At 48.7% G+C, this 23,873-nt stretch carries 15 protein-coding genes and 1 tRNA gene; 9 read left to right on the top strand and 7 right to left on the bottom strand.

The annotated features are described in order from the left end of the window. Window positions 1-452 precede the first annotated feature (452 nt). Window positions 453-5,525 (top strand): PAS domain S-box protein, encoded by a 5,073-nt coding sequence (locus tag NG795_RS11735; RefSeq protein WP_367288855.1) that lies wholly within the window; start codon window positions 453-455, stop codon window positions 5,523-5,525. A 326-nt stretch (window positions 5,526-5,851) separates the two neighbouring features. Here the strand turns inward: NG795_RS11735 and NG795_RS11730 are convergent, their stop codons facing one another. Continuing rightward, window positions 5,852-6,379, bottom strand: a complete 528-nt coding sequence (locus NG795_RS11730) for an orange carotenoid protein N-terminal domain-containing protein (RefSeq protein WP_367288854.1) — start codon at window positions 6,377-6,379, stop codon at window positions 5,852-5,854. Between the two features lie 692 nt (window positions 6,380-7,071). Between NG795_RS11730 and NG795_RS11725 the strand changes: the two genes are divergently transcribed. Further along, window positions 7,072-8,220: a hybrid sensor histidine kinase/response regulator gene (locus NG795_RS11725; protein ID WP_367288853.1), complete on the top strand. Its 1,149-nt coding sequence runs from the start codon at window positions 7,072-7,074 to the stop codon at window positions 8,218-8,220. A gap of 320 nt (window positions 8,221-8,540) precedes the next feature. After that, a complete protein-coding gene (locus NG795_RS11720; protein WP_367288852.1) occupies window positions 8,541-9,650 on the top strand; it encodes a peptidoglycan-binding domain-containing protein in 1,110 nt (369 codons plus the stop codon). A gap of 38 nt (window positions 9,651-9,688) precedes the next feature. Here NG795_RS11720 and NG795_RS11715 read toward each other — a convergent pair whose 3' ends face one another. From NG795_RS11715 to lipA, 4 genes are all read right to left on the bottom strand, one after another. Next, the gene (locus NG795_RS11715) at window positions 9,689-10,144 is read right to left on the bottom strand and encodes a Fur family transcriptional regulator (protein ID WP_367288851.1); all 456 of its coding nucleotides are present in this window, start codon (window positions 10,142-10,144) and stop codon (window positions 9,689-9,691) included. Between the two features lie 525 nt (window positions 10,145-10,669). After that, window positions 10,670-11,926: an RNA polymerase sigma factor SigC gene (gene sigC / locus NG795_RS11710; protein WP_367288850.1), complete on the bottom strand. Its 1,257-nt coding sequence runs from the start codon at window positions 11,924-11,926 to the stop codon at window positions 10,670-10,672. A gap of 437 nt (window positions 11,927-12,363) precedes the next feature. Continuing rightward, window positions 12,364-13,308 (bottom strand): NAD(P)H-dependent glycerol-3-phosphate dehydrogenase, encoded by a 945-nt coding sequence (locus tag NG795_RS11705; protein WP_367288849.1) that lies wholly within the window; start codon window positions 13,306-13,308, stop codon window positions 12,364-12,366. 21 nt (window positions 13,309-13,329) lie between these two features. Further along, complete coding sequence (lipA, locus tag NG795_RS11700; protein ID WP_367288848.1) at window positions 13,330-14,229, bottom strand: lipoyl synthase; 900 nt, start codon at window positions 14,227-14,229, stop codon at window positions 13,330-13,332. 167 nt (window positions 14,230-14,396) lie between these two features. Here lipA and NG795_RS11695 point away from each other — a divergent pair. The 4 genes from NG795_RS11695 (at window position 14,397) to NG795_RS11680 (ending at window position 18,447) form a co-directional block, all read left to right on the top strand. Continuing rightward, window positions 14,397-14,470: transfer RNA gene (locus tag NG795_RS11695), tRNA-Pro, on the top strand. 348 nt (window positions 14,471-14,818) lie between these two features. Then, window positions 14,819-16,243, top strand: coding sequence for a DUF1802 family protein (locus tag NG795_RS11690; protein ID WP_367288847.1), 1,425 nt, complete (start codon window positions 14,819-14,821; stop codon window positions 16,241-16,243). A gap of 63 nt (window positions 16,244-16,306) precedes the next feature. Beyond that, window positions 16,307-17,251, top strand: a complete 945-nt coding sequence (locus tag NG795_RS11685; RefSeq protein ID WP_367288846.1) for an ADP-ribosylglycohydrolase family protein — start codon at window positions 16,307-16,309, stop codon at window positions 17,249-17,251. 785 nt (window positions 17,252-18,036) lie between these two features. Then, a complete protein-coding gene (locus tag NG795_RS11680) occupies window positions 18,037-18,447 on the top strand; it encodes a DUF4278 domain-containing protein (RefSeq protein WP_367288845.1) in 411 nt (136 codons plus the stop codon). A gap of 6 nt (window positions 18,448-18,453) precedes the next feature. On the opposite strand, the gene NG795_RS11675 is transcribed toward NG795_RS11680, so the two are convergent. Further along, window positions 18,454-19,101 (bottom strand): HAD-IA family hydrolase, encoded by a 648-nt coding sequence (locus NG795_RS11675; protein ID WP_367288844.1) that lies wholly within the window; start codon window positions 19,099-19,101, stop codon window positions 18,454-18,456. A 9-nt stretch (window positions 19,102-19,110) separates the two neighbouring features. Then, window positions 19,111-20,316: an NAD(P)/FAD-dependent oxidoreductase gene (locus NG795_RS11670; RefSeq protein ID WP_367288843.1), complete on the bottom strand. Its 1,206-nt coding sequence runs from the start codon at window positions 20,314-20,316 to the stop codon at window positions 19,111-19,113. A 281-nt stretch (window positions 20,317-20,597) separates the two neighbouring features. Here NG795_RS11670 and NG795_RS11665 point away from each other — a divergent pair, with 281 nt between their 5' ends. Together NG795_RS11665 and NG795_RS11660 are read left to right on the top strand one after the other, a co-directional pair. Further along, the gene (locus NG795_RS11665; protein ID WP_367288842.1) at window positions 20,598-21,653 is read left to right on the top strand and encodes a C39 family peptidase; all 1,056 of its coding nucleotides are present in this window, start codon (window positions 20,598-20,600) and stop codon (window positions 21,651-21,653) included. Window positions 21,654-22,631: 978 nt separating this feature from the next. Beyond that, on the top strand, window positions 22,632-23,810 hold the full coding sequence (locus tag NG795_RS11660; RefSeq protein ID WP_367288841.1) for a DUF4394 domain-containing protein: 1,179 nt from the start codon (window positions 22,632-22,634) through the stop codon (window positions 23,808-23,810). Window positions 23,811-23,873 lie beyond the last annotated feature (63 nt).

Here is a 23,873-nt window from a genome sequence, read left to right as displayed (position 1 = left end):
TTTCCTAGAACTCGGATTCGCGGGTTCCCGCAGAAGCAGTGGGGGCAAAACTTTCCCTCGCTCTGAGCTTTTGGCGTCCCATCTTCCCGATGGCATTTCCACCAGACTGCTCCTTTGTCAATGCCCTCAGAAACCTTTCCCCGATTAGAGATGGGGCAATTATAACGTTTTTCTTAAGATTTTATCAAATCGACCTCCAGGAGAGGTCACTCCTTTAAACTAATTGATACTCTGGGGACGAATTAATCCCAATTCATGTATGATATTTCCCTTGTCCTGCCGAGCTTGCATCCGTATAAAGACCTTTTATTTAAAGTGCGATAAATTCCCTGAACCTTATCCTAAAAAAACCTAAAAAGCAATAGCCTAATGAGGATGAACCCCTCACTCAATTCCTCAAATAGACCCACAATTTACCACATTTTATGACAATCGGGATGGAGTCAACCCAGATGAATAACCCTACCAATCCTCAATTTAATAATCGAAGACCTCGCCACTCTCTCACCCCTTTCAACTCACCGCAGCAACCCTTGGTAAACCATTTACCGACTACAGAGGCAGATTCAGCGATTGGCTTGGGGGGACAAATCCTGTGGAAAGCCGATGCGAGCGGGGCCCTGACTGAATTAAACCTAACCGGACAAACCTATACGGGGATGGACCGGAAGGTTTCCTTGGCTGGTGGCTTTTTACAAGCTATCCACCCGGAAGATAGACCCATTTGGCATCATGTATTATCCAGCCCAGAAACTCCTACCGACCTAAGTCAAAAACGCTTAGGGGTTGCGGTTTGTGAAATGGAACTGCGCTTGTTAGGAAGGGACGGCATCTATCGCTGGGTGCTCGTCCAAGCCTTTCCCCTGGAGGGGAACAAGGGCGAAGTGGTGGGATGGCAGGGAACGTTTACGGATATCGATCGCCTCAAGCAAACCCAGATCCAACTCCAAGCCAAACAAGAATTTATAGAAAATCTCATCGCCTCTTGTTCCGAGGCGATTATTGCCGGGGATGCCAATGGAACCATCCAAATTTTTAATCAGGCGGCCCAGGAATTATATGGATTAGCCGGACAGAAACCCCCGCAGAATGCCTCAGAATCCGGTCCCCCCGAGGAAAAACTCCCAGGGACACCGGACCCATCCCCTTCAGGGAGTGGGGTTGGTGTGAGTCATTCCCAGAGCAAACCGGAAACGGTGGAACCCGGGCCCACTTCACCGGAAGGGTTGCCCCTATGGGAAGCTTTCCAGACGGAAACGCCATCAGAACAAGAATTAGTGGTGACTCCTAAAACGGGAACACCCCGGATCATGCTGGCGAATAGTCATCCGATTTTTAACCCGGGCGGCATCAAATTAGGGGCGGTGACCCTGATGCGGGATATTACGAAACGGAAACAGCGAGAACAAGCCTGTTTTAGTCTGTATGCAGAAACTCAGGAAGAAGTTCGCTTACTCCAGGCTCAACTGGCCGATCGCGATCGCCCACTCCCCCTTGTGCGCGCCCAGTCCCCCCAGACAACGGCCCCAGAATCCCTCGATGACTCACCGACTCAAAGACTGCCGAGAATAGAGAATGAGGAGGATTTCGCTGAACTGTTCCAAACCCTGGATTTAATTAGTCCCTATTATATCGCCGGTCTTCTTTGGGACCAGGGGGGGGAATTGCAAGGGGTGATGAATTGCCATCGCCTCCTGGCGGATTCCCTGTGGGAACGGTTAGAAAGCTTACTGCTGAGAGCCTTCCCGGATCAGATTTTGCGATCGCCTTCCCCGGAAGCGGTGGTTTGGTCTATTGCCTTACCGGAAGGGGAAGGCTGTGAAGTCCCGGTCACCGAACTGGGGTCTGTGCTGCTATTTCCGGTGATCGGCAAGGGTGACGCTCAAAAGGTGGGACTGCTATTTGTCGTCCCTGAAGGGCGATCGGCTTTGAATGCCTCTCAACTAGACTTGCTAGAAGGGATGATTCAGCAAGCCTCAGAAACCCTAGAAAAGCTTTCTCCAGAGGGCGGGGATGACGCAACAGAGGGCCTCGAAAATACCCGGGGCGATCGCCTTGAACCCTCACCCCAGAACCCAAACCCAGACCTCGTAACCGGATCCGCACAGACCGATTACCAGAGCCAATGCAAGCGCGATCGCCGTTCCGCTGTCTCCGCATCCCACCAACCCACAACAGAGAAACCCCGCGATCTCCGGGAGTCCCTTTCTGCCTTCTTATCCCACCCTTCCCAAGAAAATCATTTCTCACCCACCCAGAACCGGGAGAGAAAATCTCCGCTTCTCAATGGGAGGGAAACCATCGCCTTGAACCAAAACCACCCACCCACCCCACAGGACTGCTCACCGAGGATTTCCGAGTATTTTGGAGCTTCACCCTCTCCCCAAAACTCCCCAGACCCCCAGGAGAACCCAGCCCAGGAGAATCCCAGGGTCCAGAAAAACTATGCCGGTAGAGATCGCGATCGCCTTCACGATAGCATCCACTACCGCACAGAGATGGAACCGGGTAGTTCCAGTAGTTCCCCAGGAAAAAGGTCAGAACCAGCCATCAGCGGGGGTTCGGGTCATCCTCAAGAGTCCCACCAAACCCCGGGAGACGAAGGGGTGCTCATTTATGATGCCGATGGGATTCTCACCACCTGCAATCCCAGGGCCGAAAGAATTTTAGGCGTAAGTGTTCGGGAGTTGATCGGACGCTCGTATCAAGATGCAGGCTATTCCAGCATCTTCCTCGACGGTTCACCTGTTGAAGGCGATCTCCATCCCGTCGCCATCACCTTCGAGACGGGAGAAGCGCAATCCAATACCATCCTGGGGATTTGCAAACCCGATGACACCCTTACCTGGGTCTCCCTCAAGCTTCAGCCCTTATTTGATCCGGATTTTGACCCGGAGGAGTGCCATCCTTGTACCGTGATTGTCTACCTCCAGGAGATTGACAATTTTACAAAAGATCAAGACTCTTTGAGGGAACTCAACGACCCCACATATCAGTTCATGGTCGAACAGTCCCAGGACTTAATTGCTCGCCATAGTCCCGAGGGACTTTATCTGTATGCCTCTCATGCCAGTCGTTCCTTGTTGGGATATGAACCCGATGAACTGGTGGGGCAAAGTATTTATGAGTTTGTTCATCCCCAGGATGTGGAGGTAGTTAAGGGAATCTTTGAGGGATTAACCGGGGAATCCTCTACGGATCGGGTCACCTATCGCCATCGGCGCAAAGATGGGTCCTATATTTGCTTGGAAACGACCCTGGGCTGGGCCCATCACCCTGGGTTAGGGAGGGAATCCGAAGCGATCGCGGTTTCCCGAGATATTACCCCGCACAAGGAGAAGGAAGAAAAAGTTGCCCAGCTCAATCATGATTTAGAACGCTTAGTCCGCAAGCAAAGACGGGAACTGGAAAATGGACGACAACTCAAAGAGGAATTGCTCCTGCGCGAACAGTTAGCCCGCAAAGTGGCGGAAGCGGCTAAGACCCTGCTGAGTACGGAACGCCAGCGCATTGCTGAATCCCGCTCCTTTTTAGCGGAAGCGACCACCCTACTCACCGCATCCCTGGATTACCAAACGACCCTGGAGAATTTGGGGAGACTGCTGGTGCCTCGGTTTGCCGATTGGTGCGTGATCAATGTCATGGAAACTGGCACTAGACCTCTGGGGTCCTCAGATGGAGACTATCGTTGTGTGACCGTCGCTTGCCTGAACCCCTTGAAGAAATCGACGGTTTGGGCCTTGCAAAATCGGTACCCGGTGAATGGGGAGGGTCGGTACAGCTATTTGCAACAACTCAGCGAGATTCGCCGCTTTGAGTCTAGCTCCGACTGTGGAGAACGGCAGAATGGGACGGAGTTTTGTTTTGGCATTTCTGACGATGAACTCGCAGCAGTGGCGCAGGATGCAGAACATCTGGAACTGTTGCGATCGCTTGATGTTAAGTCCTATATTTGGTTACCCATCTCCTTCGGCGATCGCACCTTTGGCTCCATTCTCCTCGTGCGCGGCAATCAGCCCAGTTCTAGTCCTGTGCCTTTAAAAGAGGATGCAGCCTATACTCCCAGCGACCTGTCTCTGGTTGAAGATTTGGTGCGTCGGGGTGCCATGACCCTAGAAAAAGCTATCCTCTACCGGGAAGCTCGGGAGACCGGAGAAAGTCTCCGCAAGACGGTTAGCATTTTAGGGGAACGGCAACGCCAGTTACGGACACTCCAACAGTTGGCAAATTTGCTCAACCAGCGGATTGCTGATTTACCCCGGTTGTTGCAATTGATGGTAGAAGCCGTCTGCTCGGCCATCCCCAAGGCCCAGTTTTGCCTAATCGTCCTTCACGATCGCCAAGTGGACCGTCTGGAATTAATGGCAACTGCCGGTACAGGTACCCAAAATTTACCCATCGGAATCCATTTGAAAACCAAGGATTCTTTACTCTCCGAGGTGTTTGCTACGGGTCAGTCTCTGTTGCGATGCCATTCTCTCGATGGACTGACTTCCGATTCCCAAACCGAAATCCTCCCCGGGGAGTTACCCGCTTGTGTCTATGCCGTGCCGATTGAGTCGGCGCGGGCAGGGCGTTTGGGGGTCCTCGCCGTGGGCAATTGGGAAGATTTGGCGGCCTTTGAGGTGGAGGACCTCCGTCAAATGGTCACCGCAGTGGGTGAACAAGCGGCGATCGCCATTAACAATGCCCGCTCTATCGAAATTTTAGAGGAGCGCGATCAACTGTTACAAGCTCAAAATCATACTTTGGCTTGTCAAAATCAGGAACTAGAGTCCAAACGTCAACAGATCGAACGTCAGAACTGCCAACTCAAGGAGGCATCTCGCCTCAAATCGGAGTTTTTAGCCACCATGTCTCACGAACTGCGGACTCCGATGAATTCAATTTTGGGCTTTTCCCAGGTCCTGTTGCGGGGACGCCGCCATCCCTTGGCTCCTCAGCAAAAACAAATGGTGGAACGCATCCTCAATAATGGCAAGCAATTACTCGCTTTAATTGATGATATCCTCGACTTGTCTAAAATTGAGGCGGGTCATTCTGAACTGAAGTTAGAAGAGTTTGAAGTCGATTTATTAGTCAGTGCCACCTGTGAGGAATTGCGAATTTTTGCCCAACGTAAGAATTTAACGTTGCAGTTTAATTCCACCTTGGATCATCCCCGGGTTGTCGGCGATCGCTTACGGCTGCGCCAGGTGGTTACCAATTTGATTTCCAATGCCATTAAGTTTACCGCCTCCGGTGGGGTAGAAGTTTTACTCTCCAGTCCCTCCCCGGATTCGGTGGAAATTTTCGTCAAGGATACCGGCATCGGCATCCCTCCTGAACAGCTTAATCATATTTTTGAAGCCTTCCGCCAAGGCGATCAAACCACCACTCGCGAATATTCGGGCACCGGCTTAGGATTAGCTCTGTGTGACTCTTTAGTTCGCCTGATGAAGGGGACGATTTCGGTAAAAAGTCAGATTAATGAAGGTTCGACTTTCTCGATTCAAATCCCTCGCTCTATCTCAGAGCTTGCTTGATTAAGGCCATCTAAAAATTCAAATCTCCCTAAATATAGCCCGTTTAAATCCTGATTACCCGACCCTTAATGAGTGGGAGCATCTTGCTCCCTCCTGAGAATGTGGAACACAATACTCCCACTTTTTAAAAAAATGTCCGATTCATTTCTTGGAGTCATATTTCTACATAACCCCGGGGGATTAAACTAATTATTTAATCCCTCTACCTCGGGTTTATCCCCGTGATTAACAACTTTTATATCTTTAATAATAAAAACAGACAAATTGTAAGGACGCACCGCAGTGCGTCCCTACAAAATTTATGCTGTTATGGTCGAGCATTGAAATTATAAGCTCGGGGTTACACCCGTTTCAGCTTGGGTGGGGACAGAAGTAGCGGCAGTATAGCCCATTTCACCAGCGATTTCTCGGAAAATCGAAATTTGTTCCTCGAATGAAGCCTGTTCGATATGGGACAGAATGCGCTCGGTTTCCGGAGTGGATTGGTAATCGGAAGGCATATCTACAATGCGATCGCCCATTCCCACGGCCCAGGCATACCAGACGACTAATTGATTATTAGCGGATAAAGCCCCATAAGCATGGGAATAAACCGTATCTTTCCGTTCCACAATATCCCTCATGATCTGAAGCTGCTCATCATCAGAGAGGTCATAGTAGTCATCCATCAGCATCGGTGCAATGTTCGGTTCCGCTGCTCCCGGCGCGGCGGGAGTAATGGAATCTCCCATTTTCTCGTAAATCCAATACAGCAGAGCCAATTTATCATCGGTACTCAATTTTTCAAATTCATTAACGATGTCTAGAGTTCCTTGGGAACGAATTTGGCTTTTTCCTGTCAAATTAGCAGTCATAAAAGAAATCTTCTCTTTTTATCAAGTTGAACTGAATTGATTGTTACAAATCTTTAGGTTAACTGTCAATCTATCTCGGGATGAACTGAGTTTCGTTACTTTAATGTTTTTATATCTTTAGATAGAGATTTTGTCCGGTTTATTTTAAAAAATATCGATTTTTTACCCTGTGAAATTATTTCATCTATCTACAGAAATAACTCCCTTAGATAAATTTTCCCTAAATTATTTCATTGGATATAAAAACTAGCACCGATCGCCATTGTTCCATTCCTGGCATTGCTGGCCCCCGATTACCCTGGGTTCTGAGCCCCAAAGTCGCCCCTCCAGAAGATTATTTCTTTACCTGGAGAAAATTAGGCGGGTTCGGAAGGGTGGGGACCCCCTCGGGACAATTCGGGATTAAGGGCGATCGCCCCAAGCCCAAAAAGTTCGGCCCGAGATTTTAGGCCCTCGGGAATTTCAGACATTGCGTGGAACTAGAGGTAGCAACACTTTTTCCGACGATTAGCCCACTATCCAGCACTCTGAATTCAATGCAAGTCAAAGAAATATCCCCTAGGCAACTCCTTACCCTAAGTAAAATCCGATAAAATCCGTCTAAAGAGCGAGAACATCAAAAGCGGTAGGGTGAGACAATTTCCGTACCACCCAAACTGCTTATTTGAGCCCAGTCCAATTTTTATAGATAAATGAGCGATCCCTCCTTGCCTCAGAACCCAAAAACAGACCGCATCCTGGTTGTCGATGACTCTCCTGATAATGTCTTGCTCGTCAAGACAATTTTGGAAGAAGAGGGATATGACATCACTCAGGCAGATAGCGGCTATGCTGCTTTAGCGCAAATTGAAGAATCACCGCCAGACTTGGTATTGCTGGATATTATGATGCCGGGAATGGATGGCTATGAAGTTACCCGGCGGATTCGCGACCCCAAAAAAAAGCGGCCCTTTATCCCCATTTTGCTGATCACCGCTCACGATCAACCCAGTGTGGTTGAGGGATTGGATCTCGGGGCCGATGATTTTATCCGCAAACCCGTCGAACTGGATGAACTCTTAGCGCGGGTGCGGAGTTTGTTGCGCCTCAAGCATAGTGTAGATGAGCGGGATGAAATCGCCCGTCAGCGCGAGGATTTCGTATCCAGGCTGACCCATGATTTGCGAACTCCGTTAGTCGCGGCGGATCGAATGGTGAACCTACTCAAACAAGGAGCCCTCGGACCGATCACGCCTCAGATGGATGAAGTCTTCACCACGATGGTGCGGAGTAACCAAAATCTGTTGAAAATGGTGAATACGTTGCTGGAGGTGTACCGCTACGAAGCCGATCGCAAAAATCTGAATTTCTCGTTGGTTGATATGCCGCAACTGATTCAGGAAATTATCGAGGAACTGCTGCCGATCGCCCAGGAAAAAGAAACCCAAATCAAGGTTAAGTATGGAACGGCAGTTGATGGATCCAACAAAACTTCGGGGTTCGTCCGGGGCGATCGCCTAGAACTGCGTCGCCTTGTGACTAATTTAGTGGGGAATGCGATCAAGTTTACCGACAATGGGATCATCGAGATTCGCATTACGGAAGAGGTCGTTCCTAAAAATGCAGGGGTTCCCAACTGGATTGCGATCGCAGTAGCTGATAACGGTGCTGGGATTAGTGAGGCGGATCAAAGCTTATTGTTTCAAAGATTTCTTCCCGGCAAGCACAAGCGATCGGGAAGCGGTTTGGGCCTACACCTGTGTAAACGAATTACCGAAGCTCATAATGGAACCATTGATGTCCAGTCAGTGTTAGGCAAAGGCAGCGTCTTTAGTGTGCGCTTACCCGCTTGGAAAAATTGATCCATTTCAGGGGTTATTCTCGCTTAAGCGGGAGCTTAGGGTGTCAAATTTCAGGGCAAATTTCAGGGCAAATTTCAGGGCAAATTTCAGGGTGATAATTGCGGTTATCTAACATCCCTTATAGAGAGAATATTCGAGAATCAGTACAGAAGGGGATAGTGGCGATCGGTCGTGACTGCTATCCCCAGGGGGGACGGGGGAAAGGTTCCGACATCAACCCCTTGAATCAGGTGGGAAGGGGGTATGGAAAGTACGCGGGGTCGATAAAAGCTGCTATAACGGTTGCAGATGTATTTTGACTCCACTTTAACGACACCACTATGGAAACTTTTGCCTATCTTCAATTATTTCTCGTCTATGATGCCCACCCCGCCCCCTTAGAACCTCTGGCCCCAGGGGTGAGAAAATTTTTTGCAGGATTCAAGGGGAAAAAATTCTCTAGTGCGGGATTGATTCGCTGGTTCTCTGTGGCCTTGACTGTCGCACTCTTGAGCATGGCAACCCAGGTTTTGGCTTACCAACGGGGTGATCAGAGTGAAGCGGTGCGCTCTATCCAACTGCGCTTACAACAGTTAGGCTATTTTAATGCGGAGCCAACTAGCTTGTATGGTGAGATCACCGAGGACGCGGTGAGGCGTTTTCAGCGCGATAATAGCCTGCCGGTGACGGGAAGAGTGGATCCGCAGACGTTAACGGCGATCGAGCGATTATTACGACCGGATCCCAGTTTTGGTCAAGTCACCCAGGTGGGAACGACCAATCAAGTGCTTCGTTTTGGTGACTCGGGTTTATCAGTGAGCGCCCTCCAGGACCAGTTACGACAGTTAGGATATTTGAATCGGGCCTCCACAAGTCAGTTTGATTTTGAGACACAACAGGCAGTTTTGCGCTTCCAACAGGCATTTAATATCCAGCAGACCGGAGAGGTGGGACCGACTACTCGGGGGGTCTTAGATCGCCAATTAGCGCGGATTCCTGCGGCTCCATCCTGGCAACCTGTCACCCCAGTCGCCACTACGAACGGGACGGGAAATTTGAAACTGGGCGATCGCGGCATTGCGGTGAAATCTCTTCAAGAACGGTTAATTACCGCAGGCTATCCCATTGGTACCGCCGATGGCACCTTCGGACCCCGCACGGAAGAAGCCCTCAAACAGTTTCAATTAAGTTTTGGGTTCGTTCCCTCTGGAGTTGCCAGTGCGGACACTCGCCAAGCTTTGGACCGCAAGTTTTATGTAGTTGTAATTCCTAAGCGCAATACTTTGGCCCTCAGCGCCGTTCGTGAAATTTTTCCCGATGCATTTGAGGCCGAAAACCGATTGGGGAATTACATTCATGCCGGTTCTTATGTGCGCCGGGAGGTTGCTGAAACCCGCGCGAAACTTTTAAAACAACGCGGACTCATCGATACTCGCGTGGCTTATTTCTAGTTAGCCGTCAGAGGGGGTAGAAGGGTTAATTTCTGCCCCTAAATTGGCAGCAATGCCCGCTGACAGGTGGGACAAACCGCATGGATGGTGAGTTGACAATCGAGCAGATGGTATCCTTCTTTGGTGGTGGTTTTAATCCCTACTTTTAAGATGGAGTCGCTTTTAAATTCAATAGTTTTGTTACATCTGACACAAATTAAATGGTGATGATGGTGAGGATAGGGTTGATTAATTTCGTAATGTTTGTGACCTTCTGCTAACTCTAATTCGCGTAAAATTCCCATCCTCGCCATTAATTTGACCGTGCGATAGATGGTAGACAAACTGATTGCCTCTCCTTCCTCTTTTAAAAGTTCGTAGAGGTCTTCAGCACTCAGATGCTCACCTTTCGGAAGGTTTTGAAACACTTGTAAAATCGTTTCTCGTTGCGGGGTTAAGCGCCAACCCCGTTCGTTTAATTCAGCTTTAAGCGAGGACGCCGTGTAGAAAGACATAGCAATCTTTTTCTCTTCTCAAGAAACCCTCTTTATTGAGAAGGATACACAATAAATTGAGAATTTGCAACAAAGCGGGCTTATTGACAATTATTAGCACCTACTCAATCGGTGGTTCTCTAATTGCTCAACGCCATGAGGGGTAAGCATTCTGGAGTTGGTAAAGCGGCTCGGGGGAATGAGGACCCATTGTAAATGTTCCCGGTTGGTTGTGGCGACACCGGGTACAAAATCCCCACGGTGAGGGCAGTGCAGGAATTTTCATCCCTCAGAGTTTTAAGTTTTATAACAATTTTAAACGGGCCAAAACTTCACCATTCTGACCTGGGACCCCCCCGCGCAAAAATCGCCCTCCCGACTTGTGAAAGGCGATCGCCATATTATGCAGTAGATAGTCCCCCTTGTGATAGCAGTCGCGGGGGAGCAAGTTTTTTGAGCATCCACCAACCACCCTGACCGATGAGGCGATCGCGCCATTGCTCACAGGGAGTAGAAAAACTCCCCTGAAGCGATGAGCGTTTCCCTCTAAGTTAACAATTCCAGATAATCTCGGACGCGGTTGCGTCGCTTCGGCTGCCGCAACTTTTGCAGGGCCTTGGACTCAATTTGACGGACTCGTTCCCGAGACAGGTCCAGAGCACGACCAATTTCGGCTAAGGAGTAGGGATGTCCATCCGTCAATCCAAACCGCATTCCAATCACATCCCGTTCTCGACTGGTTAAATCTGCCAGGAGGTGATGCAACTCCCGATGCAAAGCTTCTTGCATCAACTTTTCTTCCGGAGAGATATCATCGGTTTCGAGTAAATCTCCCAGTTCCGTATCTTTCTCCTTGCCCACCTTAGTTTCCAAAGACACAGACCGAGGAACTCGCAATAACACTTCCCGGACTTGTGCCGGAGTCATCTCTAATTCCTTGGCAACATCTTCGATGCTGGCGGTGCGGCCTTTTTCTTGGGACAGCTTGCGCTGGGCCTTTTTAATTTTATTGAGCTTTTCGGTAATGTGAACCGGCAAGCGAATGGTGCGACTTTGGGTGGCGATCGCCCGGGTAATCCCCTGACGAATCCACCAGTATGCATACGTGCTAAACCGATACCCCTTGGTCGGATCGAACTTATCCACCGCCCTTTCTAAACCCAGAGTGCCTTCTTGGACTAAATCCAAGAGCTCTAACCCTCGGTTTTGATACTTCTTCGCCACGGAAACCACGAGACGGAGGTTGGCCTCAATCATGTGTTCCTTCGCGCCAATTCCTTCGGCTTGAGTGCGTTCCAGTTCCTCCACCGTCAAAGATGCCAGGGCCGCCCATTGACGTTTCCCAGCAGCCAAAATCGGCTTGAGGTCAGTGACTTGCTCTCCCGCTTCCGCAGCCCATCGCTCTAAGGAGGGTCGATGTCCTAAGAGAGAGGCGAGGCGATCGCGAGTATCAACCAGGCGAACATACCGTTGCAGTTCTGGATTTTCCTCAGTAGCCGCCGCATCACGCATCTCTTTGATTTGCATATAGCGCTGCACTTTCTGGGCTTCCACAACCTCTTCTTCTCGCCCGAGCAACCGCACGCGCCCAATTTCCTGGAGGTACAACCGAACCAGGTCGGTGGTGCGACGAGTGGGGGCTTGAGAGATTTCAACCGTGTCCGGTTCCTCCATTTCCAGCTCGACTGCAATGGAATCGGAGGTCAGGTCTAAGTCATTGTCCTCGGGAGCATCCAGCTCGAAGTCGGAGGGCAATAGTGGATTGTCGTCTTCTGTATTAGGGTAAAGAGAAATTCCTGGCATGGTGATCTTCCCAGCGTCTCCAGGTGATCGGTGGTTTGCGGTTCTTGACTGCTTTGTTATCAATATTCCCTCGATATCAGACTTTTTGTCACATCTGACCGTTCCGTTACATAACGTTACTGTCAGTTATAAAGTGAGTTACTTAAGGGATTTGGCGGTTTAATTCCCGAAACAGGGCTGCCCCTGTTCGGTGAATTCGCCGTTCGGTGAATTCGCAATATTTTACATCAAACAGGCAGGTTCTTGGAAGAAACAGAAAAATTCCTGTCCCAGAACCCTACTCGCAAGTATAGAAAGTATTCCCTCAACTTGAGGTGACTTCTATCAGCCCCTTCGTTAATTTTCATCACCGATCGCCACGGTTCCGGATCACGGGGGGTTAGAATTGAGATCACAAAAGAGCCGGTTTAGTTTCCGGTTGCTTAGATATCGGGACATTACTCGGGCTTTATATCCCGCAGCATCAGGGCTTCAACCGCATCTTTGGGGGTAATTTGGCCTTCGAGTAACTGATGCACCTGATAGGAAATAGGAACGGAAATCTCCAAAGTTTTAGCCCGTTGAATTAACACCTGGGTGGTATTTACCCCTTCGGCTGTCCCTTCTAAATCCGGGAGAATCTCAGCCAGGGTCTTGCCTTGTGCCAATTGATAGCCCACTTGATAATTGCGGCTAAGAGGGCTGTTACAGGTTGCTAGTAAATCACCAAGTCCTGACAATCCGTAAAAGGTTTCCATTTGCGCCCCCCAATGGATGCCAATGCGAATGATTTCAGTCAGTCCTCGGGTGAGTAAAGCCGCTTTGGCATTGGTGCCCAGTTGGAGTCCATCGCAGACCCCCGAGGCGATCGCCATGACATTTTTAAGGGTCCCCCCCAGTTCTACCCCCAAGGGGTCCGGATTGGTATAAACCCGAAAGTTACTAGAAGAAAACACCTCTTGAACCAAACTGGCGGCACTCTCATCGTTACTTGCTACCACCGTTGCTGCGGGTAATCCCTGTTGAATTTCCTTGGACAGATTCGGTCCAGCTAACACCACCACGGGGCGATCGCTAAATGCCCGTTGCCAGAGTTGCGCTGCCGTACAGGTCGTTTGGGGGTCTAACCCTTTGGTTGCCGTTACGATAATGGTATCTGTGGCAAGACCAATGGCTCTAACTTGGGACAAAACCGGGGCCACTCCTTTCATGGATACCGCAGACAGGAGAATATCCGCCCCAGTGACAATCTCCTCTAAACTGCGATCGCCACTCCTGCACCAATATTCCACCGGATGACCATTTTGGCTCACTAACTGTCCCAACGTCCGCCCCCAAACCCCAGCCCCCAAAATTCCGAGGGTCTGAGGTTTCGTGGCGGGGAAAGTCGGCTTATTATCCATCAGTTTTCCTCAATCCTTCCCCTAAACAACCGTTTGGGGGTTGCGGCTATTCACCCGAGGATACCGTTCCATCAAAGCCCGGACTTGCTCGGCATGATAGGAACTGCGAGTCAAGGGAGAGGCTACAATTTGTAAAAATCCCCAGGACTCCCCAAGCTGCTGCCATGCGGTAAATTGCTCTGGGGTGACCCAATTCACCACAGGTAGATGTTTCGGGGTCGGTTGCATATATTGTCCCAAGGTTAAAATGTCGCACTCCACAGCGCGTAAATCTTGCAGCACCTGTTGAATTTCCTCATCGGTTTCCCCGAGTCCGAGCATGATTCCCGATTTGGTGTACAACCCCGGTGCCAGTTGGCGCGATCGCCGCAATAATTCCAAACTGCGCTCATAGTTGCCTTGGGGACGCACCCGGCGATACAGACGCGGCACCGTTTCGGTATTATGATTGAGCACTTCCGGTTCAGCTTGCAAAATCACCTCTAAGGCTTGCCAATTCCCACAGAGGTCCGGGATTAATACTTCAATGGTGGTGCCGGGGGAAGCAGCCCGAACTTCCTGAATACATCGCCGGAATTGGTTGGCTCCCCCATCAGGCAAATCATCCCGATTCACTGAGGTAATCACCACATGATTCAGGCGCATTCGCCGCACGGCTTCCGCTAACCGAATGGGTTCCGTGGGGTCTAGGGCTTGGGGCTTTTTCTCAAAATCAATATCGCAGTAGGGGCAGGCACGGGTACAGGCTGGCCCCATAATCAGGAAAGTCGCGGTCCCGTTGTGGAAGCACTCTCCGATATTGGGACAGGATGCTTCTTCACAGACGGTATTGAGGGCTAAATCCCGCAATATTTCCTTAACGTTGCCGACGCGCTCCCATTGCGGGGCTTTGACCCGCAGCCAATCTGGTTTTACACTCACGCTTATGCCCTAACATTTTTAAAAGACATCATCCTTATGATACTGGCCTAGGGTTCAACTCGCTCGCAGTTGCGATCGCTCTGGACAAACCTTTTTACAATCATCTGCCAGAAATTACTTGACAATTCTGGCTATGAGGCCATAGACTGATAAATGGTCATAAATTACGGGATGTGGCGCAGCTTGGTAGCGCACTTCGTTCGGGACGAAGGGGCCGCTGGTTCGAATCCAGTCATCCCGATTTTAGGTGATGGAAATTTTATAGAGGCGGGTTAACCCATCAAGTGTTAACAGCCTTTTCGGTTGTCGGCGATCGCTTCAGATCGTCGGCAACTCTTTTTTTTAGGGCGATCGCTGTTCTAAAATTCTTTCTGTAAAAATAATTCTGACAAAGTGCCTTCTTTTAGTCAGGACGATCAGGGAGAATAATCATAATGGACAAGACTGACGCAAATCTTGATATTTCACTTGTCCTAGCGAGCAAGATGCTCGCACTCCAAAAATGTACGCAAATAACTGTGGGAACCGCTATAACCCTTGATTTAGAAAAATATCACCCGGTTCTAGTAGGTCCCCGAGAGATGGCACTATGAATCAATCTGTGTTAATTTCAACCGCCTTAGGCTTAAGTGCACCGGATGTTGAGGCGCTCATCCAAGGGGCTACCATTGCTGCGGTGGCAGAAATTTTTCTGGATCCGGGACAAGAATTTGCCCTTTATTTCCGAAATGATTTTACCCCTCAACTGCCGCCCGAGTCCTCGGATCAACCGACGGAAGTAGCAGAAACCGTCAAAATTGTGGCGATCGCGCGGTGTGAAGGATGCCAAACCATTACCGACAGAAATTCCTTACCTACCCTGTCTCGATTAACCTTGTGGAGTTTAGAAGACTTAGAGGAAATTATCGAGGATCAGGGGGCTATTTTTCTGGCTCATTTGCGAGTTGATCGACTTCCGGAGGCGATCGCCTTAGCTTTTCATCTTCCCACCCAGGACCGAATCGGAACCCCCATTGCCTTACCTGTAACCATTGCGGTGGCTGATTCTGTGCCAGTATTGAGCGATCGCACCTTTGCCTACCGGCGTTCACAACTTGAACAGTTCCTCCTCCCTCTGCATCCAGAATTAGATGCCTTGCAAGGGGCGATCGCCCAACTCGCTCGTTCTCAACCAACGGCACAAAACCTCGATGATGATTTGCAACAGTTTCTCGGGTTCGGAAATCCGGTTCCTGCCACCGCAGAGGACCCGGATTTAACCTGGATTAGGACGATCGCCCCGGTGGGTAATTCTCAAGATGCCCAAGGGTTTGCCAAGCTGGTGCGCCAAGGGTTGCTGAAATTAGGGTTTAGCGGTCCCGAACTCCTTCCTGAGTTCCTGATTGCCGGGGAAGGATGCGATTTTTATTGCGAAACGCCTTATCTTATGGTAGGACAGTGTAAAGCTAAAAACCCCAAAACTGCGATCTCTGACAATCCCGCTCAACTCCTAACCCGGGCTGCAAATCATCTCGGAACCGAACGATACGAACGAGCTATTAAGTGGATCGTCGCGGCTGAAGAGTTAACTGTGGATGTGCTGAACGTGGCAATTAAAAATCAGATGAATGTCATCCGTCCCGAAACCTTGCAAAGTTTAGTTGACTTGCAAGCTAAATATAAAGGGTCCGTGGACTTGCTGAAATTAAAACAGTGTTTGCGGCAAGACCCTTATGGATGGGCCGATGATAAAGTCAATAGTTATATTGATAAAGTCAAAGAATCCATTGAGTTGCGATCGCGCATTATCAAACTGGTTAAACGACATTTAGAAAATGCCCGCTTAGAACTCGCTGGAGTAGAAGCCCTCCATGCTCTATATGTGAGTTCCTATCCGCATCATTTTATTCCTTTAAAAGAAATGCACGAAATTTTAATCGAACTTTCTTCTCCCCTCACGGGATATTTAGGACGAATTAAAGGCAGCGATTGGCACAGCGATCGCTTTTACTATCTGCGTGACTTATCCCTCTAAAACTGAATTCCCACCCCTTGTCTTAATGGCTCTGAAGATTTTTCCTTAACCCTAATAATTCCAATGGAAAAAATCGCTCGATATCGTGGATGTCTTCTCGGTTTAGCCGTGGGTGATGCGGTAGGAACCACCTTAGAATTTAAGAAACCGGGGACTTTTACTCCCATCACTGATATGGTAGGCGGGGGGATTTTTCACCTCAAACCCGGAGAATGGACCGATGATACTTCAATGGCTTTATGTTTAGCAGAAAGTCTGATTGAAAAACAGGGGTTTGACCCGGTTAACCAATTAGAAACCTATTTAAAATGGGAGCAAACGGGATATCTCAGCAGTACCGGAGAGTGTTTTGATATCGGAAATACGGTGCAACAAGCCCTGGGGCGATTTCAAGAGACGAGACAACCCTATTGTGGTGCGACAGATGCCCGAAGTGCGGGGAATGGTTCTCTGATGCGGTTAGCACCTGTTCCCCTATTTTATGCGAATCATCCGGAAGTGGCGATCGCCACCTCAAAAGACAGTTCACGCACCACCCACGGTGCAGCTACTGCCGTCGATGCTTGCCGATATTTTGCCGGATTAATTATTGGTGCAATCCAGGATAGTAGTAAGGAACAATTGCTTTCTCCTCACTACAGTCCCCTTCCTGGATATTGGCAAAAACATCCCCTGGTTCCAGAAATTGCTGAAATTGCGGATGGTTCTTTCAAAACTCGCCAACCACCAGAAATTCAAGGGACTGGTTATGTAGTTAAGTCTTTAGAAGCTGCATTATGGGCTTTTTATCACAGTCAATCGTTTGAAGAAGGCTGTTTATTAGCGGTTAATTTAGGGGATGATGCGGATACAACCGGGGCGATTTATGGGCAGATTGCCGGGGCATTTTATGGAGAATCTGGCATTCCAGAACGATGGCGGCAACGGGTAGCGGATGCGGACTTAATTAGGTCCTTTAGCGATCGGTTGTTTGAGTTTGCAGAGTCTGGGGTTACTCCCGGAAGTTAATGCGCGGAAACGACTAAAGTCGTTACTACAAACAAAGAGATTTCTCCAAGTTCGTAGTAACGACTTTAGTCGTTCTCTTAGGTTCGTAGTAACGACTTCAGTCGTTTCTTTATTATGTGGGGAGGCGATCGCCTCTTGACATTGCCAGAGTTTAGGGTTACTCCCGGAAGTTAATGCCCGGAAACGACTGAAGTCGTTACTACAAACGAAGAGATTTATCCCCTGTTTGTAGTAACGACTTTAGTCGTTTCTTTATGATGTGGGGTGGCGATCGCCTCTTGACATTGCCAGAGTTTAGGGTTACTCCCGGAAGTTAATGCCCGGAAACGACTAAAGTCGTTACTACAAACGAAGAGATTTATCCCCTGTTTGTAGTAACGACTTTAGTCGTTTCTTTATGATGTGGGGAGGCGATCGCCTCTTGACATTGGCAGAGTTTAGGGTTACTCCCGGAAGTTAATGCCCGGAAACGACTGAAGTCGTTACTACAAACGAAGAGATTTATCCCCTGTTTGTAGTAACGACTTTAGTCGTTTCTTCAGTTTCCACACCACCCTACTCTAGTGGGCCTTATTTTTGAGTGGTATCGGGGATCAAGGCTTTCTTGCCCAGAAACGAGGGAGAGGTCCATCTATCAGAAAACGGCTCAAATTGTTAAGTTTTATTAAGAAAACCCATATTTCATCAAAACGGTAAAATATAATACAGAAATAGAGGGAAATGCAAAAAAGCGGCCCCTCTCCCAACTTTAGTAAATCCACTTAATTTAGAACAGGAACACAGATATGAAACTAACTTATCGGGGAATTGGCTACGATTCGGAACCCCAGAGCTTTAATCTTATGGAGGCAGAAATTGGGGGAAAATATCGGGGGAATGATTGGCAAGTGCGCTATCCCCGGCATATTCCTGTCCCCGCAACTCTCAAGGAGTTAACCTATCGGGGCGCTCAGTATAATTCTGGGGAACCTGTCAGCACTTCAGTGGCACCAGTAGCCCCCAAGACTCGGCAGGTGAGGCCCCTCATGGATGCTCAACCGGCAGACAAGGTGATGGAAGAGGTAGCCAAACTTCACCGCAATAACATTTGTCGGAGTTTAGAACGCCGGATGCAAGCGGCAATGATGCTGGGGAATGAAAACTTGATTGAACAGCTACAAATGGAATCCCAGCAACTCACCTGCTACCTTTATTAAGCCGTTCTAGGGGTTACGCCGCAGCCATATCCCGCGCAAACCAGCGGCGATCGCCCCTTGATAATCATCCCGATAGCTATCGCCGATGTGCCATGCCTCTGACGCTGCACAGCCATGTTTTTCTAAACCCGCCGCAAAAATCGGCGGGTTTGGTTTTGCAGCCCCCACGACGGTAGAAATGGTAACGGACTCAAAAAAGTGAGCCAGATCCAATGCCTCTAGGACGGAGTAGAGTCGGGAGTCAAAATTGGATACAACTCCCATTGGAATGCCTTGAGAATGCAGGGATTCCAGGGTGGGGCGAACATCGGGATAGACGAACCAAGGGTCAGCGGTGGCAAAGTAATCGTACAGTTGCTCAAAGAAGGCGGAAAAGTCGGCAAACTGATGGAAGACTCCGGCGCGTTTGAAGGTATCCGAGGCGATCGCCTCCCACCACTGAAATTCCAGGCGGGGAATCTCAGTTTGCACAACTCCCGGAAATGCCGCCTGTTCGGTGGCGGCAAAACTGTCGAAAAATGCCTGATTTAACAGGCGATCGTCCACTTCGACCCCAAAGCGACGGGCAAAATTTCCATAAGCGGCACCGACAGTGCCACGCACTCCAAAAAGGGTCCCGGCGGCATCGAAAAAAATCACCGAAGGTTGGGACATCAGCTTAGGTTAACGGGGTAAACCGGATTGAGAGAAAAACTCACGCACGGGCTGAGTAATCCAATTTAAGCCGACTTTAAGCTGATGGTCAAATGTGGGCATCCGATACAGATAGGCTAACCGCCGTAAGAGGTGCGCCATTTGACCATCCAATTTGACCCCTAATCCGGTTAAGGTGGCATTATCAATTCCCAAGGTCATCATTTCTCCTAATCCTTGATATTCAAAGGGGAGAAGGGGGCGATCGCTCAAGGAGGCCCAAACATTCCAGGCGGCATAATCCGCTTGCTGCATGGCTGCTTGTGCCGTGGTGGGGACTGGTTGTCCGCTGCCATCAAGACTATAGGCGAGGTCCCCGACTGCAAACAGTTCCGGATGGTCGATCGCCTGTAAGGTCCGCGTCACTTCGATTTGACCCCGGTCGGTATGCTTGACCGGGAGGGCTTGCACCGCTGCCGCCACTTGGGTTCCAACGGTCCAAATCACCAAATCTACGGGAATGGGGTCTACTTGTTCTCGATATAACAGGGAAATGCTATCGGCGGTAATTTCTTGGGTGGTGGTTTCTAAATCAATCCAAATTCCCCGTTCTTCTAAGGCTTGGGTTGCTGCTTTGCGGTTAAATTCCGTGGAGGTTCGCAGAATTTCTGTCCCCATTTCAACGAGGCGCAGACGACCTCGGTTTTTGAGGCGATCGGCCAGTTTACAAGCCAATTCCACCCCGGAATATCCGCCACCGACGACAGCGATGCGGATTTTATCTTTGTCGGATGCTTCTAGGAGGCGCAGGCGTTCTTCTAGGCGATAGGCATCGGCGATGGTGCGGAAAGGGAAGGCATAATCGGCACATCCGGGGACTAAATCTAAGGGAGTTTCGCCACCGAGGGCCAAGATGGCGCGATCGTAACTGAATTCTACTCCATCCTCTAAATGGACCTGTCTATTCTCTAGGTTGATGTCACAGACAGTACCTTGATGGAAGCGCACTCGGGTATTTGCCAACAGTTCGGAAAACGGGGGTGCAATTTCCCACGATTGCAATTCCCCGGTGAGCAACTCGTAGAGGAGGGGGGAGAACAAAAAGCGATCGTTGTTATCAATCAGAACAATCTCGGGGGTTCCAGATGGGTTCCAGGGTAACTCGCTCAAGCGCAAAGCGGCATACAGACCGCCAAATCCGCCGCCGAGGATACAAATTCGTGCTTTTTCTGTCATAAAAGTGGGCGATCGCGTCAGTTAACAAGATACTCTTTTCCACGATAGCAGGGGGATAGGTCAGCGTGGGGCAACCAAGCGGACTTGAACAGCTCAGAATCTCTTCTGGCGGAATGAGTCTAGCCCTTTCTTCAGTCTTTTGTCCCCCGAGGGTTAAATCCTGGATTAGGTCGGCTTCAATTTCCGGAGCAACCGATATTTTATCCGCAATAAAATTACAGGGGCTAAAACCAATTAGCAGCGTCTTTAGTACCCGAACTTTTGCCCTCCACTCTTTTATTATGACCGTAACTAACGACAAGCCTAATTCCATTTTTCTGGAAATTGACAAGATTTGTCCCCTCTCCGAAGTGGCAAATAATCAGATTTTAACGAGTGAGATTCAGCATCGCTTAACGGAGTTGCAATTACTCACTCCTCCCGTTGATGGTGTTTTTGGGGAACTGACGATCGCCGCTTATCAACGCTTTCAGGAAGTGAACGGGATTGAAGAAGAAGAAGAAGCCCTGGGTCCGAAAACAATTGCAGCCCTGATGAATCCTCAGGTCCAAACTTTATCGATACCGCGAATTTCCCTACAAATCATCACGAAAACGATTTTTAAAACTTTACCCCTCCAATCTTCTGTACTCACTGCCAATGAGCAATTTAGTGTAGAAGTGGGTCAAAGTTTTACGTTAGCTAATTATGAACGGGGCCATCGCGGTCATTATCGGATTACCTTACAAGAAGCGATTCGGGGAAATCGCGTCTGGTATGCCTTTGAAGAGCACGTTCAACTCATAGAAGGCAACCGCACCCTAACTCAACCCCAGCAACCGGCGGCAACGGTGCGATTAAATGTGCCTTTCAAGTCTCAGATGGATAACTATTACAATCCCAGCGGCGCTTGTAATGTCACCTCGATCGCCATGTGTTTGGAATATCTAGGCGTTCCCCGCTACGACAGTCGCTATCGCCAGATGGAAGATGAATTATATCGTTGGTGTCTCGATCGCGGATATTCCCGTCATAACCCTGAACATTTAGCGCGAGTTGTCCGAGACTATAAACGCAAAGATGACTTTACCTACTGGGGAACCATCGAACGCTGTCAAAATCACCTGCGCAGTGGCAATCCCTGTGTGATTCACGGCTATTTCACCAGCTTTGGTCACATTATCGTGTTAGTCGGGTTTGACGCCAACGGATTTATTGTTCATGACCCTTATGGCGAATGGTTCCCATCGGGTTATCGAAATGACAGGAACGGTGCCTATCTGCACTACTCCTACAATTTAATCCGCCGCACTTGTATTCCGGATGGAGAGTTCTGGGTTCACTATATTAGTCGTTAAGCCCACCCTTATAAATCCGATAAAACTTCACACACGGACTCAAAGAGTCCGTGTTTTTTCTTGTAAACCCAACTTACGTCCCCTCGGTATAGGATGAGTTTCCAAGGATAAGGAAGCAGATTTTATCGAACTTTCTTGGCTACAGAGTAGCAGATATTTTGTAAAGATATCCAGGTTTAAATCAAGACTGTACCGGCCCCCTAACTTCACTTGTTCTACGGCCAGAGCTACTTAACTGAGGGAAATTAAATCACTCCCCGCAACAAAATACTCACTTATAAGAGATAGCATAACTGGCCATTGATCACCGCTCAGGTTAAATTTGGAACCTCAGCCCTGGCACTTAAAAACGGGGACTCAGTTGATCCCGAGCAGGAACTTGATGCCCTAAAATACCTGAAAACAGACGGAAATCCCAGATTGTCTTAGGGCTTCTGGAGTGTAAGTTGCCGTTTGTCCTGTTCTCCTCCGAAAGTCTCCCAAAGCCCTGAAATTGGCCATTATCAGCCCGCTCCTGATAGAAAAGTGCGGGATAAATATCGATCATTTGGCGGATTTTCCCGCCCATTTCTCTCAGGACTCATTGAGATAGTGCTAAAATTAGATAAGTTTTCTCCCCTGGGGGTTAATTCACTGAAGATAGTAAAATTGGATAATTTTACTATCTTCAGGAAGTAACTTAAATGACCAGAACATAAATGATTCACTTTTTAACCGCCTCTTACAAACGAGACCCCCCGAGACCAATCAGCACTATTTTTAGGGAGGCCAACCTACAGCGGAATCGAAAATAAAAAGACTTGAAAGAGAATTGAGGCAAGTCTTAGCTGGAAAAGTCCAGGTTTAACACATCTATCAGGTTTCACCGAAAGCATAGAGATGTGTAATATCGATTTCATAATCCGCTATTTTTATGCGGGTATTTTTAGCTGAAAAACAGAAAAATCTTGACCCTTAACCCAAAAATAAGGAAAAATAATGACCGTTTTTATTGCTTTAAATGACAACAATACCTTAGTTGCTTTTAACTCGAATAATCCAACCCAGACCGTCTCTGTGGGAGTCACTGGAATTGAGGGAACCCTACTCGGCATTGATACCAGACCGGCTAACGGTTTAATTTATGGCATCACAACCACCAATAATATTTACTCCATTGACCCCCAGCGTCTGGGATTCACCATTGATGCCAATGGAGCATTGAATAATACAATGACTCCGGCCACCGTATCGGCCACATTAGTCAGTACCTTATCCCAACCTTTTGAAGGGGGAACCGTTTCGGGATTTGACTTTAATCCGGTTCCAGATCGACTGCGATTAGTGGGTGAAAATAACCAAAATTTCCGCATTAATGTTGATACCGGCGCAGTTATTGTGGATGGCACCCTAGCATTTGCAGCAGGGGACGCCAATGGGGCCGTTGATCCGACCATTAGTGCCTCGGGTTATACCAATTCCTTTGCTGGAACGACTTCCACCCAACTCTACAATATCGATACTCAACTGAATACCTTGTTACTGCAAAATCCCCCTAATGATGGGACTCTGGTTACCATTGGGAATTTAGGGGTAGATTTTGGCAATTTGGCAGGATTTGATATTGTTTCAGGGATGGCTGGGGAGAATACGGCTTTTGCCGTTGATAACTCGATGCTTTATTCTATTAACCTGACGAATGGTCAAGCCACTAGCTTAGGGATGATTGGGGGGAACACCGGCTTAAATTTACAAGGGTTGGCAACGTTACCCAATTCTACGTTCCGAGACACGGTTACGGGAGAAACGGAATTTAACCCGGATCAATATTTGGCTTCTCATCCGGATCTAATTGCTGCGTATGGCTATAATTTTGGCGCTGCTGTTGATCATTTTCAGGTATTTGGGAAGGCAGAAAATCGAGCATTGGATACGTTTGACGAACTGCGATATCTGGCTTCTTATGGGGATTTGATTGAGGTGATTGGGGTTAATCCTTTCTCAGCCACGCAGCATTATATTGTGTTTGGGGTTTCGGAAGGGCGGGTTACCAATCTGTTCGATGCGGTCAGTTATCTCAATACTTATGCTGATTTAAGGGCAGCGTTTGGTAATGATTTAGGGGCCGCAACTGAACACTATATCCTAAATGGATTTAGTGAGGGTCGCGTTTTTTAAACTCAAGTCAGGACACAGAACCTAAAGAAACGACTAAAGTCGTTACTACAAACATTGAAGTGT

Origin of the sequence: Laspinema palackyanum D2c, from assembly GCF_025370875.1 — a bacterium.
Taxonomy (GTDB): Bacteria; Cyanobacteriota; Cyanobacteriia; order Cyanobacteriales; family Laspinemataceae; genus Laspinema; species Laspinema palackyanum.
The sequence above is the reverse complement of the archived record's forward strand: the minus strand, read 5'-3'. Positions and strand labels throughout refer to the sequence as shown.

Excerpts from the sequence above, each read along its gene's own strand:
- NG795_RS11730 (WP_367288854.1), bottom strand. The coding sequence starts at position 6,379 with ATGACTGCTAATTTGACAGGAAAAAGCCAAATTCGTTCCCAAGGAACT.
- NG795_RS11720 (WP_367288852.1), top strand. The coding sequence starts at position 8,541 with ATGGAAACTTTTGCCTATCTTCAATTATTTCTCGTCTATGATGCCCAC.
- NG795_RS11675 (WP_367288844.1), bottom strand. The coding sequence starts at position 19,101 with ATGTCCCAACCTTCGGTGATTTTTTTCGATGCCGCCGGGACCCTTTTT.
- NG795_RS11685 (WP_367288846.1), top strand. The coding sequence starts at position 16,307 with ATGGAAAAAATCGCTCGATATCGTGGATGTCTTCTCGGTTTAGCCGTG.
- NG795_RS11670 (WP_367288843.1), bottom strand. The coding sequence starts at position 20,316 with ATGACAGAAAAAGCACGAATTTGTATCCTCGGCGGCGGATTTGGCGGT.
- NG795_RS11715 (WP_367288851.1), bottom strand. The coding sequence starts at position 10,144 with ATGTCTTTCTACACGGCGTCCTCGCTTAAAGCTGAATTAAACGAACGG.
- NG795_RS11705 (WP_367288849.1), bottom strand. The coding sequence starts at position 13,308 with ATGGATAATAAGCCGACTTTCCCCGCCACGAAACCTCAGACCCTCGGA.
- NG795_RS11680 (WP_367288845.1), top strand. The coding sequence starts at position 18,037 with ATGAAACTAACTTATCGGGGAATTGGCTACGATTCGGAACCCCAGAGC.
- sigC (WP_367288850.1), bottom strand. The coding sequence starts at position 11,926 with ATGCCAGGAATTTCTCTTTACCCTAATACAGAAGACGACAATCCACTA.
- NG795_RS11660 (WP_367288841.1), top strand. The coding sequence starts at position 22,632 with ATGACCGTTTTTATTGCTTTAAATGACAACAATACCTTAGTTGCTTTT.
- NG795_RS11690 (WP_367288847.1), top strand. The coding sequence starts at position 14,819 with ATGAATCAATCTGTGTTAATTTCAACCGCCTTAGGCTTAAGTGCACCG.
- NG795_RS11665 (WP_367288842.1), top strand. The coding sequence starts at position 20,598 with ATGACCGTAACTAACGACAAGCCTAATTCCATTTTTCTGGAAATTGAC.
- NG795_RS11725 (WP_367288853.1), top strand. The coding sequence starts at position 7,072 with ATGAGCGATCCCTCCTTGCCTCAGAACCCAAAAACAGACCGCATCCTG.
- NG795_RS11735 (WP_367288855.1), top strand. The coding sequence starts at position 453 with ATGAATAACCCTACCAATCCTCAATTTAATAATCGAAGACCTCGCCAC.